Genomic DNA, 18,390 nt, shown 5'->3' with positions numbered 1-18,390 from the left:
ACCTCTTATTCTTCCTGAAAATATTTTCATGTATAGAAAACATAAACTGATTATACAAAATTATTTCAAAATCGGTCAATGTCATTGTATAAGTGTAAGCGTTTACTATAATAGATATTAAGAAAACGCTTTTATATGTACGATATATTTAAGTACTACATAGAAAGATTTGGGGGTTAAATTATGAACGCTATTAAACGTTTTGGGAGTGCAATGATTGTTCCTGTATTAATGTTTGCATTCTTTGGGATAGTATTAGGTTTTGCAACATTATTTAAAAATCCTACCATCATGGGTGGATTAGCAAATGATCATACATTTTGGTTTAAATTTTGGTCTGTAATTGAATCAGGTGGTTGGGTTATCTTCAATCATATGGAAATCGTATTTGTGGTTGGATTGCCTTTATCTCTAGCTAAGAAGGCCCCTGGTCATGCGGCTTTAGCTGCATTAATGGGCTATTTAATGTTTAATACCTTTATCAACGCTATTTTAACGCAATGGCCACATACATTTGGTGCTAATTTAGAAAAAGGTGTAGAAAATGTAACTGGATTAAAAGCGATTGCTGGTATTGAAACTTTAGATACTAATATTTTAGGTGGTATCATTATTTCTGCCATTGTGACATGGATACATAATCGTTTCTATAGTAAAAAATTACCAGAGATGTTAGGTGTATTCCAAGGTCTAACATTTGTTGTAACCATTTCATTCTTCGTTATGTTGCCAATAGCTGCAATTACTTGTGTTGTTTGGCCAACAATACAAAATGGTATTGAATCAATGCAACATTTCATTATCGCATCAGGCTACATCGGTGTTTGGTTGTATCATTTCTTAGAACGTGTGTTAATACCGACTGGTTTACATCACTTCATCTATGCACCAATTGAAGTAGGTCCGGTTGTTGCAAAAGACGGACTTAAAGCAGAGTGGTTTAGACATTTAAATGAATTTGCTGAAAGCAGTAAACCGTTAAAAGAACAATTCCATTACGGTTTCATGTTACAAGGTAACGGTAAAGTGTTTGGTGCTATCGGTATCGCATTAGCAATGTATTCTACAACACCTAAAGCCAATCGTAAAAAAGTTGCTGCGTTATTAGTACCAGCTACATTAACTGCGGTAGTTGTTGGTATTACTGAACCTTTAGAATTTACATTCTTATTTATCGCACCTTACTTATTTGTTATACATGCATTATTAGCAGCGACAATGGATACAATTATGTATGGTTTCGGTGTTGTTGGTAACATGGGCGGTGGATTACTTGATTTCATCGCGACGAACTGGATTCCTTTAGGACAAAATCATTGGCTAACTTATGTAGCTCAAGTTGTTATAGGATTGATATTCTCAGGTATCTATTTCGTTGTATTCAGATACTTAATCTTGAAATTTGATATTCCATTACCAGGACGTCGAGCTGAAGAAGAAGTTAAATTATTCTCTAAAAAAGATTATAAAGAGAAAAAAAGCGATGGAAGTACTGACAATTCTGGATTCCAACCTAGCAATGAATATGAAGCGAAAGCACATTATTATTTAGAAGGTTTAGGCGGAAAAGAAAATATTAAAGACGTTACTAATTGTACAACACGTTTACGTTTAACAGTTAATGATGAAACAAAAGTTGAAGATAGTGGATATTTCACTCATGAACAAATGTCGCACGGATTAGTTAAAAGCGGTAAAAATGTACAAGTCGTTGTTGGAATGACTGTACCCCAAGTACGTGAAGCATTTGAACATTTAGTTTATGATGATAATGATAAAAAATAATTAATCAATATAGCCAGTAAGTGAATTAGTATTTATTCACCTACTGGCTTTTTCATATACAATGCTTAATATACTTAGTAATTTGTCCAACTTAGCTTTATACTGATCACAAAACCAGAAACTTTTGTTGAGTGTGATATTGCTTGAACAGAATTAAAAAACAAAGAGGCTGGGACAAAATAAAATGTCTCAGCCTACTTTATTATTTTGTCAGTAGCTGACTGATTTGAAAATGCGCTTGAATCAAGCTTTTTTCAAACCTAGTCATCCTTGCCTGGTAGGCGGGGCCCCAGCAAAGAGAATTTCCTAAAGAAATTCTACAAGCTAAGCAAGCTGGGGATACAACGAAATAAATTTTGAGAAAATATTATTTCTGTCCTATTCCCTCTGTTCTGTAAACTAGTGTAAATTAACTATATAACTTAAAATATTTTTTAATAAAAATCTCACGAATTTTACTAAGATATATTTGCTTTATGCATCGCACGTGTTTTATAAGATGCTGAAAGAATATCAATATTTCTACATGCAATAGTTTGTAGTAATTTACTAAACGTTTCAGGTGCACAACATACGCTTGCACAGTTGTTATTTAAAGTATATTTAATTTCATAATTATTTGAGAAATAAGTCATAATATCAATGACTTTATCTTTTATGAATGCATCTTGGAGGCCATCAATTGCTAAGTCGAAACGTTTAGAAGCTTGATATGTTTGTTCAGTATCTAATAGCGTATTTAATCGTTTAGGAGATAAAATCTGATAAATTGAAAATTGGTAAAAACTTAAAAAACTAATGAAATATGGAAGTTGTTGCTTCGGTAAGCTAACTTCTAAAACTGGTATATCGTCGTGTTTGATTATTGAATATTGAAATGAATCGCAAAATTTAACGTCTTTACAGACTTTGATTAAATGTTTTCGAATTGATCTAGATTTTAAACCTACAATGTTGATAATGTAAGTTTCAAATTTGTCTAACAACATGCAATGACCTCCTATATTTATTTAACGTATGTAAAAAGCATTTAGCTTTAAAGTTCTCTAATAAAGCACACCGTTCTTTTATACACACTGATTGTATCACTCTTTTTTGATATTATCACTAGGACTTTTGAATGAACTTCGGTTTAATTATTTTTGTAATATAAACGTAACGATAATTAACATGAAATAAATATGAAAATGTTGATTGTTTATTAGTTAAAATGTGTTTGGTAATTTCATTAGTGAAGTGTGAAAATCAAATATTCATATGATAAAATTAGCAGTGATTGTAGTTATTAAAGGAGCAAACTTATGTATAAAGCTGTAGTATTTGATTTCGACGGTACAATTATAGATACAGAAAAACACCTATACGACATTATTAACAAACATCTTGCCTTTCATGGTGTGAAGCCTGTTTCCCTGGAGTTTTATCGAAGCCATATAGGAGGACACGCTCAAGGGTTACATGACTATATTGAGCAACAGATTGGTTTAGAAAAGAAACAAAAAATATATGATGAGCATTATGATACGAGCCATGAACTCGACATTATTGATACAGTTTCTTCATTAATGAAATATTTGAAACAACGACACATACCTATGGCGATTGCAACAAGTAGTTATAGAGAAGAAATTATGCCTACAATAAATGCGTTGGGTATCAATGAGTATGTCGATGTTATTGTTGGTAGAGAAGATGTTGGAGCGGTTAAACCTGATCCAGAACTTTATCTAACAGCTGTTCAACGTTTAAATTATTCACCAGCCCATTGCTTAGCCATAGAGGATTCAGCTAATGGAGCAACAGGTGCTATGAATGCTGGATTGGATGTAATAATTAATACTAACGAGATGACAGAAGAACAAGATTTTTCGACTATAAATTTTGTAGGTAAAGATTTAAGCTTTGAGGAAATTAAAAATCATTTCTTTGAGCTAAAGAAGGAGTAAACATATGTCGTGGCAAGTTATCCTATTCTTTTTAGCAGGTCCTATTATAATCGGCATAGGAAATTTAGTATTAGGTCCAATATTTAGTAAAAATATACCATTTAAAGTTCAAATGCGTTCTTTCTTAGTTGGAACAATGATTTATTTACTTTTAGCTACAATCGGTTACTACTTATTATTACAAGGAAGAATATAGATTACGCAATATAGTTAAAAAAAGAGATAGAAATGGGTAGAAACATCATTTAAAGTTCCTACCCATTTCCATCTCTTTTTTTAATGCCTGAAAATCATATGAGTTTAGTTAATAAATAATTTTAGTATGATTGTAACAACTAATAATACGATGAGGATTAAATCAATACCTACCATAATTGTAAAACGGGTTGATTTCTGTCCTTGCGATTTAGCTTGTTGCATCGCTTTGTAATTTGGTACTAAACTAAGAATAAGTAAGACAATTATTAATATAATTCCTATTGTGACAGACATTAATTTGTACCTCCATTTCGTTTGTCAATCCATTCCCAAATAAAACCGGCTGCTAGGCCAATGATAAGCCCTGCAATAATTCCAATTTCAAGTGTAAAAAAGATTCCACCTATAATTAAGCAAACAATTAAAGAGATGGGTAACGTAATGCCAAATTTAAGTTTGCGTTCATCTGAATTGAAAATTGTAAATATAGCTAAATATAATAAGAAAAATGTTAGAGTTGCGATAATCGTTCTTATTATTAGTGGATTAACTGTATCATGCTTGGCACTGAAATAATTTAATAGGAAGAAGACAATGCCAAATATTATAGAAATTTTAACGCTCTTTTTTAATAATGACTGCATTCATTAATTCTCCTTTTACCTAACAGTAAAAATCTATCAAAAGTATATCACACTCTAAATCGATTTTTTACGAAATATTAAGCAATACATTTCTATCGAACTGATTATATGCAATAGTATAAAATGATTTCTATTTGCAAAAGTGAAATGTTTCAATAAAAAACATTGTAAAAAGTAACTCGTTTTTATTAATGAAAACGTTGTAAAATCAATGTTTTTTAAAATTTGAAAAGAGTAATTATAACAGTAATGGAAGCGATTTCAAAAAATTGTAAGATTTATGTTTTAATTTTGTCAAATTATAGTATAATGACTTCATTAAGGTAAAGAAACTTTTAAGGGAAAAGAAGGAAAGCAAAAGAGGGTTTTCTGAAAGACAAAAGTATTCGAACCTTAGATTTAATAGAGATGGGGTTATTTTAATGGATAACAATGAATTACATAGGGGGCTAAGTGCACGTCAGATTAGAATGATCGCACTTGGCGGTACTATCGGTGTTGGTTTATTTATGGGAGCAACTAGTACAATTAAATGGACTGGTCCATCAGTTATTTTTGCGTACTTAATTGCAGGTATCTTTTTATTCTTAATCATGAGAGCAATGGGAGAAATGATTTATTTAAATCCAACTACTGGATCTTTCGCAACATTTGCAAGTGATTACATTCACCCTGCTGCAGGTTATATGACAGCATGGAGTAATATATTCCAATGGATTGTAGTAGGTATGAGTGAAGTTATTGCAGTCGGTGAATATATGAACTATTGGTTCCCGAACTTACCTCAATGGATTCCTGGTGTGGTTGCAGTACTATTATTACTAGCAGCTAACTTGACTTCAGTAAAAGCATTCGGTGAATTTGAATTCTGGTTTGCAATGATTAAGGTTGTAACGATTGTATTAATGATCATTGCAGGTTTTGGTTTAATATTCTTCGGTATTGGTAATGGTGGCCATGCGATTGGTATCTCTAATTTATGGTCTCATGGTGGATTTATGCCAAATGGATTTGTAGGTTTCTTCTTTGCATTATCAATTGTTATTGGTTCTTACCAAGGTGTAGAATTAATTGGTATTACTGCTGGTGAAACTAAAGATCCACAGAAAAATATCAAAAGTGCGGTAAATGGTGTTATCTGGCGTATTTTGATTTTCTACATTGGAGCGATTTTCGTAATTGTTTCTATCTATCCTTGGAACCAATTAGGTGAAATAGGAAGCCCATTCGTAGCTACATTTGCAAAAATTGGTATCACATTTGCAGCAGGATTAATTAACTTCGTTGTATTAACAGCAGCATTATCTGGATGTAACTCAGGTATCTTTAGTGCAAGTCGTATGATTTTTACATTAGCACAAAAAGGTCAAATGCCTAAAATCTTTACAAGAGTAATGAAAAATGGTGTACCATTCTACCCAGTATTAGCCATTGCTTTAGGTATCTTAGTTGGTGCATTATTAAACGTTATTCTTCCTTTATTCATTAAGGGTGCAGATAGTATTTTCGTATATGTTTATAGTGCATCTATTTTACCGGGTATGATTCCTTGGTTTATGATTTTAATTAGTCATATTCGATTCAGAAAATTACATCCTGAAAAAGTTGAAGGACATCCATTTAAGATGCCTGGCGGTACATTTGCAAGTGCAATTACGATTTTATTCTTATTAGTCGTATTAGTAGGAATGTTATTTAACAAAGAAACAGTTATTTCTGTAGTGATTGGTATTATCTTCTTAGCTGCGGTAACTGTATACTACTTCGTTCGCGGACATCATAAAAATGATGGATTCCGAAAAGTTAAATAGAATACTAAATAAATCATATTATAAATCATCAACACATTATTCAAACTAAACTAAGGCACAAAGTACTTTGATTCATGTTTAAAAGAGGTTGAGACAATAACGTTGTCTCAACCTCTTTTTGTGATAGTTATTACTTAATAACAGATTAACTGTGAATAACTTAGGTTAAAAGAAGAATAATAAACCTTGTTCATATTCATTACCTTCTATATGTCTTGATTTTTAATAGGAATCTTAATGTTTAAATTCTACATTAGATAGGTATTTTCGATAATTATCAAGAGCCATTTTAGATTGTGTGATGAAGTCTAATGACGATTCATAGTTCAGTGCGATATAACGATAGAAAAGAACATCAATGGTAAACATTTGAGCAAATAAAGAAGTTGTCGCACCCATACGTAATTCATTTTCGTCTGAATGTCCATATGTCAGAACAATGTCAGAATGCTGAGCTACGTGATTATGCTCTGAACTTGAAATTGTAATAATTGGGATATTATAATCCGACACAACTTTCACCATTGCACGAAGTTCACTTTGATCGCCATTATTAGTTATAAATACAACGCAATCTTCTTTATCATGCGTAGACAACATGGTTGTGAATAAATGAGTTTCTTGAACGAGTTGGACATTGAGCCCAATTCGAGATAATTTTTGATATAAATCTGTCGCACAGACATATGACGCACCATAACCAAAGATAAAGATGTTATTTGCACGTTTAAAATGTTGGCATATGTTATCAATCGTTGTGTTATCTGCAAACGTAGAACTTTTTTGAAGTGCTTCTTCTGCACGATGATAAAGTTTCTTTTTTAAAGTATCTACCGATTCATTGTTAAGCAATTCTATCTTATAAGGTGTTTGTTGTTTTGGAAATAACATCGCAAGTTGTGATCTAACTTCATGAAAACTTTGATTGATCAATTTTTGGCTATATCGATTTAACGTTGAAACACTCATTTCAAGTTCTTTAGCAATCTCTTGATTCGACATGCTAATAACTTTATGTGGTGAGTTTAATATAAATCGTGATAATTTCTTTTCATTTTTAGAAAATGAAGCATAATTTTCGTCGATTAAATATAAAATGTTTGTCATCTAATCACCTAGTTTGTTTAAGTTTCTCATTTCTTTAGTCGTACCGAAGAAGTATGTGAAAATAAAGCCAGCTAGGTACGCAGATAATAATCCTATGATGTAACCTAAATATTTTTGATGGGCAATTAACGGTAATAATGAAATGCCACTAGGTCCGATAGCAGTGGCACCTATATGACCAATGCCACCTATAACTGCACCACCGATGCCACCACCAATACATGCTGTGATGAATGGACGACCTAACGGTAAGGTAACACCGTAAATAAGCGGTTCTCCAATTCCTAAGAATCCGACTGGTAACGCACCTTTAATTGCATTTCTTAAAGTAGTATTGTTTTTACATCTTACCCAAAGTGCTAATGCAGCCCCAACTTGGCCAGCACCAGCCATAGCAGCAATAGGTAACAAATATGTTGCACCTGACTGATTTATTAATTCAATGTGTATTGGGGTAAAAATATGATGCAATCCTAACATAACCAGTGGTAAGAAAAATGCACCTATAATAAATCCGCTAAATATGCCACCTACACCAATAACCCAATTCACTACGCCTACTAATCCATCAGAAATAAATCCAGCTATAGGCATAAAGAAGAATATGGTTAGTAATCCTATGATAAGTAATGAAATTGTTGGTGTCACTATAATATCTATAGCATTGGGAACTATTTTATGTATTTTTTTCTCAATTATACTTAATAACCATACCGCTAAGATCACTCCTATAATGCCACCTTGTCCAGCTATTAAGGGTTCACCAGTAAATACATTTTTAATTGGATTATCTTCAGTAATACCTGTTAATAAAGTCGTACCCCCAATAACACCACCTAAACCTGGTGTTGCACCGAATACTTTTGCTGCATTAAAACCAGTGAAAATAGCTAAATAGGCTAACATGCCATCTTTGATGACATTTAATACGGCCACAAGTTGTTTTACCCAATCAGCTGAAATGGTACCAGCAGTTATAAAGTTATTCAATACAGCTGCAATACCACCAATAAGTCCTGCTCCTATAAATGCGGGTATGAGAGGTATGAAAATATTAGCAATTGACTTTAAAATTGTATTCATTTTACTTTGTTTACGTTTTTGTTGGAATTCACGTTTATATTGTTTTGCTTGATTTTTAATATTTGACGTGTTGCTACGATGGGGGATATCTTCACCTAATTGAACACCACTTAGCTTTACCATTTCTGCGGATACTTTATTTACCGTTCCAGGTCCGACTACAATTTGAAGTCGCTCATCTTGTACGACTCCGAGCACGCCTTCTATGTTTTTAAGTTTAGGATAATCAACTTGTGTCTCATCGTTAATTTTGAGGCGCACACGTGTCATACAATGGATAATGTTGTCCACATTATCAATGCCACCAACCGCATCTAAGATGTGATGGGCCAATTGTTGTTCCTTATTCATATCATTGCCTCCTTAAGATTGAATTGCTTTTTTTACAATGCCATTATTATTTACGAGTCTTGATTGAGCATCGCTTTTAGTTGTGTTACATAAATTCATAACGATTGCAATTTTAATATCATTGTCGGCTTTTATATAGAGTTCTTGAGCTTCTTTAAAAGTTAAGCCACAAATCTCTTCGATAATATGTATGGAACGTTGTTCAAGTTTGTAATTTGTCGCTTTTAAATCGACCATCAAGTTATCATAAACTTTACCAACACCAATCATAGTCATTGTTGATATCATATTAAGCACAAGCTTTTGAGCGGTACCTGACTTTAAGCGTGTAGACCCTGCTAATACTTCTGGACCAACATTGACTTCAAGTGCATGGGAAGCGACAGTACTAATGTCACTATTCGTATTGCAAGAGAGGGCAACAGTCAGTGCACTTATTTCATTCGCATATGTTAATGCTCCTTTAACATAAGGTGTGCGACCACTTGCCGAAATACCAATAACGACATCTTTTTCATTTAAATGGATTGTTTTCAAATCAGTTATTCCCATTTCGTAGTTATCTTCAGCACCTTCAATCGCTTCAGTCATAGCTTGCTGCCCTCCAGCAATTAAGCCAATTACTTCATTAGGATGCGTATTGAAAGTTGGAACACATTCAGCTGCATCTAATACACCTAAACGACCACTTGTACCAGCTCCTATATATATTAGACGTCCACCATCTCGAAAACGCGTAATTGTTTGTTCGATTACTCTGTTTAACTGGGGTAAAATAGGTTCAATTGCTTTAGCTACTAGTTGATCTTCTTTATTCATTGTTTTTAAAGCATCTAAAATCGACATTTCATCTAAATGCATTGTTTGTGTGTTTCTGCTTTCAGTAGTTAAATGTTCCATTAGCGTTTCTCCTTTTCAGTAATAAATTCAAATGTGTCACCAGGTTGTATTAAATCAATAACGACTTTATCTTCATCACATATCGTTGCTACATGATTAATCGCCTTATTATTAGACAATTCTGTTTTAATCACTTGTAGCTCACCTTCGTAACGTTGATTAAGTGAATTATCAACCGTGACGTCTCCCTTATAGCGATAATGATTGAAGTTATTGGTTGGAGGAATATTTACTTTAGTTAATCTAGAATACTTGGAGCGTATTACATTCTCAGGTGCATCCAAACGAGATGTATGTTGTTTGAAAATGAGTTGTTCATATGATTTGTCAAAATAAGATAGACGAAGTTTGAAATGACGGTGATAAATCATCTGCTGTAATGCAACTGCTTCTGCATAGTTGATTGCAGTATCACCAATAAGAATATAATCCAAGTTATATTTTAATAGTGAATGTGAAGATTGAAGTAATGTCATGTGTCTATGTTGTTCAATGGTAGGAAGTCCTTTATACAATGGACCTCTCAATGTAGTTCCAGGAATAAAAGCCATAATTGAGGCATGCTCATCATATTTTCTAATGAGGTTATTTCGTTCTTCAAAAAGGTTTAAAGCTAAACCTGTATCAGGTCTGGGATAATAGTTATGACAAAAATAGACTTTAGGTAATGATTTTTGATTATAAAGTGTATCCAAAATTTCAGTAGTGATAGTACTGGCATTTAGACAACACTGTAAATTATGATGAAACAAATCTGCAATTAAATCATAATTAAAATGATCATCAATTCTAATAACAAAGTTTCCATTAGAAAATTGATCGAAAAAACGATAAACATTCTGATTCAGTAATGATGGATTTATATCAATAATGTAGGTTACCGATTCATCTTTTAGCAATTGGCATAATTCTCCCAAATATGTCAATTTAGTTTGATCGTTTTCCTCAGGTATTTGTAGTGATGTGAAAATAACGTCGTAACCGAGAACAACCATATTTAATATGTATGATTTGTTTAATGGTTGACCTAAATAGACTGAGAAACCTAGCATATGAATCCTCCTAATTACTGTAATCACTTACAATTATAGCGTTTCACGTTTTCTATTACAATTTACATATATATTATATAATTTTTATAATTAATTGCTTAAGCGACTTGGGTAATTAGTTGAATTGAAGGAGATAGTTGAAGCGTTTATTATGCTATTAAAAAAATTAAGGATTAGATATTGAAATTGCAAATGTGATATACGAGGTTCACTTACTTATATTCATTTAACAAATAAACTAATGTTTGATGCAATTGGTCTTGACGTTGTTGTAAATCAACTAATATCGTCCCTTGATGGAATTCGTGTAGTGGTTTTAATGATAGATCATTTAATAATTTATAATAGAATTGATCTGATTGCATCGAGAATTTAGACTTGGAGTCATTAGTACTGTTTTGAAGGGTTAACGGTAAACTGTCAGTAAAATTTTTAATGGATGTGTTATACGCTTCTATTTCTCTATTTAAAAATCGATTGTCCATTAAATAGTAATACCTTATTTTTTCAACGTGAGTGAGTAAAATTATGAGTTGTTGACGCATTATTGTGGATTGAAGCATATTCAATGCAACTCCTTGAAGATATTAAATTGTAGAAGAGGTATGAATGAGGAGAACCAATCGAGAAAATTATTCAGTCGTCTCGATTGGATTTAAAAATTGGGTATAATTATCGATAGATATGTCATAAGTTTTAATGGTCTTTTCAAAGGAATAAGAAATGTCATAAATATCAAGTACTGGTAATTCTCTTGTTCTTCCTAAACCGATTTCATAAATAATTGATAGCCACTCGCCATTACGACATAGTAAACCAATGAATATGACATTCTCGGCAATAGTGTCTTGATTATCAATAAAATCAATCAACATAACATTTCGTTCAGAACTATAAATTAAAATGTCTGCAAATAGATGGGGTAATGTTATTTGTTCTGTATCTTCAAACTTAATTAAGTTAGTCATTTGGTTTAGTGATTTACGAACACGAGTATTAGGAATATTGATAATCTGATTAATGATAGATTGAATCTCATTGGTGTATGGTAATGTTGAATAGGATTGGCTTTCTATTAAGGTAAGATATAGAGATAATAGCTGCTGTTCAGTAAAATTTAATTTTATTTTATCTTCAGATTTTTGAATCTGATATCCACCATTTTTGCCTTTATGAGCATATATTTGGACACCTTGATTTTCTAAATCGACAATGTCACGACTAATTGTACGAACAGAAACATTTAAGTGTTGCGCCAATTCAGATGCATTCATTGTATGACCTTGTTGTATTAATGAAATAATTTGATTCTGGCGATCTAATTTCTTCAACATAAACACCACCTATAACCATTACATATTACATTAATTATAACATAACACTGCGTATGAAGACATTTTCAGTACTTTAGTAGATTATGCGTGTAAAAGTAAACATTTTTTATTGGGAAAACGCTTACAAAATTAAATGTTTTATGCTATTATAATATTTGTAACAGGGGAGAACGAATTCAAACAAAGGGGTAGAAGCTATATAACAGATAGCTTGTTGTGAATCGTTCAAGTTACATCGAAACATCTTCAATATTTATTACTTACTTTCCTTTCTATTTGTCGGCTAGCAGATGACTAGCCGATTTTTTGTGTCTTCATTTAAAAATTCCTATGACAAATATGAGCAGTAAGATACAATAAAGTGAAATAGATAGTTGAGGTGAAATCATGCAAAACAAACTTCATAATATAGATGCGCATATCATGGATTGGTTAAAACATCTCGATGATGTTATTCCCAATTTGATAACAGATATGATTACTGACACTAAAATAAATCGATTTGATTTAGTTACAAATGTAGATAAACAACTTCAAAATAAATTTGAAGCGTATTTAGCTGAACACTTTCCAAGTCACCAATTATTAGGTGAAGAAAAAGATAATAGCATGATTCGGCCATATGAAGGGCATTTATGGATTATGGATCCAATTGACGGTACAGCTAATTTAGTAAAACAGCAAGAAGACTATTGTATTATCATCGCATATTTTGTTGATGGCGAACCTAAACTTTCTTATATATATGATTATCCTCACGATAAATTATATAAAGCAATAGCGGGTGAAGGTGCATTTGTTAATGGGCAACAATTGGTGGCACCTAATGACTTAAAATTGCAAGACGCTATTATCTCTTTTGGGACTCAATATATAAATGATGATACAAGCAAAGCATTATACGATGCTTCGTTCAGTGTGAGAAATATTGGTTCATGTGGTTTAGATTCAGTAAGAGTGATTAAAGGACAATTTGGTGCTCACATTAATACAAACCCAAAGCCATGGGACATTGCAGCGCAATTTTTATTTGCGAAAGAATTAAATTTGAAAATGACTCAATTAAATGGCGAACCGTTAGACTTTGCTAAGAGTGGCCCATTCATTATTAGTAATCACGGATGTTACAAAGATATACTAGCTATTATTAATCGAAATGGCGGGTATCATATTTAATAATATTGATAGCTGTTTTATGAAAAGTTACTTCTTAAGTCGTATAGAAAGTTAATCATTTTAATATATAATAATTATATTAATTCATAAAACAGAATAGGAGTGGTAGGATGCGTAGAACGCATAGACGAATGAGCCTGCCCGTTAAAATAATTACATGGTTTATAGGAATATTAGTTGTTTTAGCAATAGTTGCGTCAATTTTTGTAGTAGCTAGTATTTTTATTACAAGTGGTAAGATTCATAATCCTTTAAACAGACAATATTCAGAATTGAGATCGAAAAATGTAAGTTTGTCAAATGGTGATCCATTTACTATTGCATTATTTGGTGTAGACTCAAATGCTCAACGTAAAAGTGAGAATGACGGTGAAAGAAGTGACACAATTATGCTTCTTTCTATTAACCCTAAGAAACAAAATACAGAAATTGTAAGTGTACCTCGTGATACACAAGCTGAAATTGTAGGTAAAGGCACGACTGAGAAGATTAATCATGCATATGCTTATGGTGGACCAACGATGGCTGTTAAATCATTAGAAAAATTAATGAATGTTCCTATTGATCATTATGCGACAGTTGATATGGATGGGTTACATGATATGATTGATGCTTTGGGCGGTGTGAATGTTACTAGTAATGATACTTTCACCACTAAAGGAACTAAATTTGTAAAAGGTCAATTAACTCATGTGGATGGAGATACTGCAATGGCCTTCATGCGTAGTCGTAAAGAGGAAGGTGCTGGAGGAGATTTTGGTCGTCAAGAACGACAACAACTTATCCTTCAAGCAATGGCTAATAAGATGACAAGTACTTCGGCGCTCACGCATTTTCCATCATTAATTAATCAGATCCAGAAAAATGTTAAAACCGATTTAACATTGAGTGACATGAATGATATTAGAAAGAATTATAAAAATGCTAATACAACTGTAAACCGACATCAATTAGAAGGTCAGGGTGGTATTCAAGACGATGGATTGTGGTATTTCATACCTAATGACGATTCAAAGCAAAGTGCCACAGAAATATTGAATAATAATTTACAAAATTAAATTTTTAATGCAATAGACGTTTTTACTTTAGCTGTTATTACTAGGATTTTTATAGAGATAGGACAATGAGAGAGAAATCATTTCAGTCCTATCTCTATTTTTATTTTTTTAAATTGTATCTGCATTAAAGTTAGTTTTTTTTTACATTTGAAACACATGTATATTTAATTCTTTTAAAATTGCAAAAATTTATGAAACGCTTAACATTTAATGAAATAAGTAATACAATTAATGTAATTCTATGTTCAATATATGTGGGGTATTGAAATGGAATAGTTAAGTAGCCAAAGTCATTTTACGGAAAATTTATATAGGTGGGGTGGAAAGTATGCAAGAACATTTAATCGTCACGCTTGATGGCACAGATTATCTTGTAGAACCTGGAACAAGTTTACTCGAGTTTATAAAATCTCGTGATACTTTCGTACCTTCAATTTGTTATAACGAATCAATGGGACCAATTCAAACATGTGATACATGTATGGTTGAAATTGATGGCAAAATTGAACGTGCGTGTAGTACTGTTGTAGATCGACCCATGACAGTTAATACTCAGAATAATGATGTTAAAGCTAGCCAAAAGGAAGCTTTAGATCGCATTTTAGAAAAACATATGCTGTATTGTACAGTATGTGATTACAATAACGGTGATTGTGAAATACATAACGCTATGGACGCATGGGGATTAGAAGAACAATCATACGAATACAAAACGAAACCATATGAAAAAGACTATGGTCCATTCTATCGATATGACCCAGACCAATGTATTCTTTGTGGTCGTTGTGTAGAAGCGTGTCAGGATATCGAAGTAAATGAAACAATTTCAATTGATTGGAATCGTGAGCATCCTAGAGTTATCTGGGATAATGATGTTCCTATTAATGAATCATCATGTGTATCGTGTGGACAATGTGCAACTGTATGTCCTTGTAATGCCATGATGGAAGTGAATATGGAAGGTAATGCTGGTTACATGACAGATACTGAACCAGGTTCACTTGCTGCAATGATAGATTTAACTAAAAAGGCTGAACCAGGTGATGGATTACTATTTGCAGTTTCTGATTCAGAAGCGGAAATGCGTAAAGAACGCATTAAGAAAACGAAAACAGTTTGTACATATTGTGGTGTAGGTTGTTCATTTGATGTATGGACTAAAGACAGAGAAGTGCTAAAAGTTCAACCATCACATGATTCTCCAGCAAACAAAATTGCTACATGTGTTAAAGGTAAATTCTCTTGGGGTCACATTAACTCAGACCAACGTTTAACGAAACCTCTAGTTAGAAAAGATGGAGAATTCCATGAAGTTGAATGGGATGAAGCTTTAGATGTTATTGAAACTAACTTTAAGCGAATCAAAAATGAATATGGTGGCGATCATTTAGCATTTATCGCATCTTCTAAAGGTACTAATGAAGAATCATATTTAATGCAAAAACTTTCACGACAAGTCTTTGGATCTAACAACGTTGATAACTGTTCAAGATATTGCCAAGCACCAGCAACGAAAGGTCTATTTAGAACTGTTGGTCACGGTGGTGACTCTGGTTCAATTGAAGACCTTGAGAGAGCTGCTATGACTGTTCTAATCGGTACAAATACAGCTGAAGCGCATCCAGTTATTGCATCTAGAATGAAACGTGCACAAAAGTTATTCGGACAAAAGATGCATGTATTCGATATTAGAAAACATGAAATGGCTGAGCGTGCAGATGCATTCTATCAACCTAAGCCAGGAACTGATTTAGTTTGGTTAGGTGCAGCTACTAAATATATCATTGACAACGATTTACACGATAAAGCTTTCTTGAATGATTGGGTCGATAATTATGAAGATTACTATAAATCATTAGAATTGTTCACTATGGATTTTGCAGAAGAAACAACAGGTATTCCTAAAGAACAAATCATTAGCTTTGCAGAAGAAGCTGCAAAAGCTGAATCAATGTCAATTTGTTGGGCAATGGGTGTTACACAACAAGACATCGGTAGTGATACAAGTACAGCTATCTCAAACTTATTGCTCGTGACAGGTAACTATAGAAAACCAGGGTCAGGTGCTTATCCATTACGTGGTCACAATAATGTACAAGGCGCAAGTGATATGGGAAGCATGCCAGATCAATTCCCAGGTTATCAAAAAGTAGCTGATGATGAAGTGAGAGCAAAATTTGAAAAAGAATATGGTGTAGAATTAAATCCAACACCTGGACGCGATAATCACCAAATGATGGAAGGTATCCATAATGGAGATATTCAGTCATTATACTTATACGGTGAAGATACAGGTATTGTTGATTCTAATATTAATTTTGTTCAATCTGCATTGGAAAAAGTAGACTTCTTAGTTGTTCAAGATGAGTTCCTAACTTTCACAGCAACATATGCAGATGTCGTCTTACCAGCTAGTCCATCATTAGAAAAAGATGGTACATTCACGAATACAGAACGCCGAATTCAACGTATTAATAAAGCATTACAACCGCTAGGCGATTCTAAACCAGACTGGGAAATCTTCCAATTAATAGCACAACGCATGGGCGCAGATTGGAATTACAAACATCCAAGTGAAATCATGGATGAAATTGCACGATTAACACCATCATATTCAGGTGTAAATTATGAACGATTACAAGGTTTCAATAGTCTTCAATGGCCTGTAGCACCAGATGGTACAGACCAGCCAACATTATATATGGATGGCTTTAACTTTGAAAATGGTCGTGCTAAGTTATTCCCATTAACATTTGACAATTTCTTTAAAGAAGATGAAGTTTATGACCTGCATGTAAATAACGGTCGTTTACTAGAGCATTTCCATGAAGGTAATATGACTTATCAAACTGAAATGATTAAGTATAAAGTGCCAAATGCATTTGTAGAAATTTCTCCAGAGCTAGCTAAAGATCGTGATATTCATGAAGGCGCAGAATTACGATTGATTTCAGAAACAGGTGAAGCAACATTAATTGCAACTGTAACTGATCGAGTTAAAGACAGAGAAATTTATATTCCTTTAAATAATGATGCAATGTCAAATGGTGATTTAGGTGCTATCAATAAATTAACTAATAGTGATGTAGATAAATATACAGATACGCCATCTTATAAACGAACTAGTTGTCGCATGGAAGTATTGACTCGTAAAGGTAAATCACCATTAAACCCAACAAACTTCCGTGTCGATAAAAAACGTAACCCGCAATATAGTGTCCAAGTACAGAAAAAATGGGAACGTCCTGACTATGTTTTCCCAGGAAATGTGGTGGATAAATAATGGCTGAAAGAATAACTAAAATTAAACGTTTAGAGAAATCAGAAGAACAAATTAAAATCGAGAGTATCAATGAAGTAACAGATGCTATTGCAGAAAATAAAGATAGTATTTTAAAAGCAATACGTTTAGTAAAAGCATTAGATGAAGCTAAAATTCTTGATTTAATGAACGGTGGCATTAGAGGACGTCAAGTCATAATCAATAAATTTATGACAGAACTTAACAAAGATTTATATGCGGGTCTAATTACAAATTTAGCACCAATGGTCTTTATGTTAGGTGAGCTTAATGTTCAAGAGTTAAGCCAATTCTTAAATAAATTAAATAAAGGATTGCACGTTGCAAATCAAGCAAATCCTAATGCTAAAACAAGTATTCGTAGTCTAATGGGCGTACTCAAAGACGATGATATGAATCGTAGCTTAACTTATATGCTCAATTTGCTTAAAGGGATGTCTAGAGAAGATAAATAATACATTAATGTATAAAAAGATTGGTACAAATTAAATAATCAAAGGCTACAAAGTAAATATGCAGTAGATGACTGAATTGAGAAGGCACTTATACTAAACTTACTTAGTTCAAGTCATCCTTAGGGGTGGGATAATGAATTCAAATCGAATTCTGTCTCGCTCCTTTCTTTCATTATTTAATAAGATTTA

At 32.7% G+C, this 18,390-nt stretch carries 17 protein-coding genes; 8 read left to right on the top strand and 9 right to left on the bottom strand.

Annotation, left to right across the window (positions count from 1 at the left end):
- Nucleotides 1-183 precede the first annotated feature (183 nt).
- Complete coding sequence (locus HMPREF3134_RS09520) at nt 184-1,785, top strand: alpha-glucoside-specific PTS transporter subunit IIBC (RefSeq protein ID WP_053025227.1); 1,602 nt, start codon at nt 184-186, stop codon at nt 1,783-1,785.
- 458 nt (nt 1,786-2,243) lie between these two features.
- Here the strand turns inward: HMPREF3134_RS09520 and HMPREF3134_RS09515 are convergent, their stop codons facing one another.
- Nucleotides 2,244-2,774, bottom strand: coding sequence for a hypothetical protein (locus tag HMPREF3134_RS09515; protein ID WP_037549894.1), 531 nt, complete (start codon nt 2,772-2,774; stop codon nt 2,244-2,246).
- Between the two features lie 312 nt (nt 2,775-3,086).
- On the opposite strand from HMPREF3134_RS09515, the gene HMPREF3134_RS09510 reads away from it, so the two are divergent.
- The gene (locus HMPREF3134_RS09510; protein ID WP_053025228.1) at nt 3,087-3,731 is read left to right on the top strand and encodes an HAD family hydrolase; all 645 of its coding nucleotides are present in this window, start codon (nt 3,087-3,089) and stop codon (nt 3,729-3,731) included.
- Nucleotides 3,732-3,735: 4 nt separating this feature from the next.
- Entirely contained in the window at nt 3,736-3,927 is a 192-nt protein-coding gene (locus tag HMPREF3134_RS09505; RefSeq protein WP_037549892.1) for a membrane protein, read from the top strand.
- A gap of 104 nt (nt 3,928-4,031) precedes the next feature.
- Here the strand turns inward: HMPREF3134_RS09505 and HMPREF3134_RS09500 are convergent, their stop codons facing one another.
- Together HMPREF3134_RS09500 and HMPREF3134_RS09495 are read right to left on the bottom strand one after the other, a co-directional pair.
- Complete coding sequence (locus HMPREF3134_RS09500; protein WP_011275061.1) at nt 4,032-4,223, bottom strand: hypothetical protein; 192 nt, start codon at nt 4,221-4,223, stop codon at nt 4,032-4,034.
- On the bottom strand, nt 4,223-4,573 hold the full coding sequence (locus HMPREF3134_RS09495) for a hypothetical protein (RefSeq protein ID WP_053022200.1): 351 nt from the start codon (nt 4,571-4,573) through the stop codon (nt 4,223-4,225). The genes HMPREF3134_RS09500 and HMPREF3134_RS09495 overlap by 1 nt, the downstream gene beginning before the upstream one ends.
- Nucleotides 4,574-4,995: 422 nt before the next feature.
- Between HMPREF3134_RS09495 and HMPREF3134_RS09490 the strand changes: the two genes are divergently transcribed.
- On the top strand, nt 4,996-6,384 hold the full coding sequence (locus HMPREF3134_RS09490) for an amino acid permease (protein ID WP_037549890.1): 1,389 nt from the start codon (nt 4,996-4,998) through the stop codon (nt 6,382-6,384).
- Between the two features lie 234 nt (nt 6,385-6,618).
- Here the strand turns inward: HMPREF3134_RS09490 and HMPREF3134_RS09485 are convergent, their stop codons facing one another.
- The 6 genes from HMPREF3134_RS09485 to HMPREF3134_RS09460 all read right to left on the bottom strand — a co-directional run bounded on the left by HMPREF3134_RS09485 (nt 6,619) and on the right by HMPREF3134_RS09460 (nt 12,208).
- Complete coding sequence (locus tag HMPREF3134_RS09485; protein ID WP_037535899.1) at nt 6,619-7,491, bottom strand: MurR/RpiR family transcriptional regulator; 873 nt, start codon at nt 7,489-7,491, stop codon at nt 6,619-6,621.
- Nucleotides 7,492-8,925, bottom strand: a complete 1,434-nt coding sequence (locus HMPREF3134_RS09480; protein ID WP_070442475.1) for a PTS transporter subunit EIIC — start codon at nt 8,923-8,925, stop codon at nt 7,492-7,494.
- Between the two features lie 12 nt (nt 8,926-8,937).
- Nucleotides 8,938-9,825 carry an N-acetylmuramic acid 6-phosphate etherase gene (murQ, locus tag HMPREF3134_RS09475; protein ID WP_070442472.1) on the bottom strand — a complete coding sequence of 296 codons (888 nt, stop codon included), beginning with the start codon at nt 9,823-9,825 and terminating at the stop codon, nt 8,938-8,940.
- On the bottom strand, nt 9,825-10,877 hold the full coding sequence (locus HMPREF3134_RS09470; RefSeq protein ID WP_070442469.1) for a MupG family TIM beta-alpha barrel fold protein: 1,053 nt from the start codon (nt 10,875-10,877) through the stop codon (nt 9,825-9,827). Before HMPREF3134_RS09470 ends, murQ begins: the two co-directional genes overlap by 1 nt.
- 212 nt (nt 10,878-11,089) lie before the next feature.
- The gene (locus HMPREF3134_RS09465; protein WP_037558633.1) at nt 11,090-11,440 is read right to left on the bottom strand and encodes a hypothetical protein; all 351 of its coding nucleotides are present in this window, start codon (nt 11,438-11,440) and stop codon (nt 11,090-11,092) included.
- Between the two features lie 69 nt (nt 11,441-11,509).
- Entirely contained in the window at nt 11,510-12,208 is a 699-nt protein-coding gene (locus HMPREF3134_RS09460; RefSeq protein ID WP_174165711.1) for a helix-turn-helix transcriptional regulator, read from the bottom strand.
- Between the two features lie 387 nt (nt 12,209-12,595).
- Here HMPREF3134_RS09460 and HMPREF3134_RS09455 point away from each other — a divergent pair, with 387 nt between their 5' ends.
- The 4 genes from HMPREF3134_RS09455 (at nt 12,596) to HMPREF3134_RS09440 (ending at nt 18,201) form a co-directional block, all read left to right on the top strand.
- Nucleotides 12,596-13,387 (top strand): inositol monophosphatase family protein, encoded by a 792-nt coding sequence (locus HMPREF3134_RS09455; RefSeq protein WP_370591711.1) that lies wholly within the window; start codon nt 12,596-12,598, stop codon nt 13,385-13,387.
- 110 nt (nt 13,388-13,497) lie between these two features.
- Complete coding sequence (locus HMPREF3134_RS09450; protein WP_053025502.1) at nt 13,498-14,445, top strand: LCP family glycopolymer transferase; 948 nt, start codon at nt 13,498-13,500, stop codon at nt 14,443-14,445.
- 328 nt (nt 14,446-14,773) lie between these two features.
- Nucleotides 14,774-17,728 (top strand): formate dehydrogenase subunit alpha, encoded by a 2,955-nt coding sequence (gene fdhF, locus HMPREF3134_RS09445; protein ID WP_070442466.1) that lies wholly within the window; start codon nt 14,774-14,776, stop codon nt 17,726-17,728.
- Nucleotides 17,728-18,201 (top strand): helical membrane plugin domain-containing protein, encoded by a 474-nt coding sequence (locus HMPREF3134_RS09440; protein ID WP_037535920.1) that lies wholly within the window; start codon nt 17,728-17,730, stop codon nt 18,199-18,201. Before fdhF ends, HMPREF3134_RS09440 begins: the two co-directional genes overlap by 1 nt.
- Nucleotides 18,202-18,390: the final 189 nt, after the last annotated feature.

Origin of the sequence: Staphylococcus sp. HMSC14D10 (assembly GCF_001808125.1) — a bacterium.
Classification (GTDB): domain Bacteria; phylum Bacillota; class Bacilli; order Staphylococcales; family Staphylococcaceae; genus Staphylococcus; species Staphylococcus haemolyticus.
The sequence above is the reverse complement of the archived record's forward strand: the minus strand, read 5'-3'. Positions and strand labels throughout refer to the sequence as shown.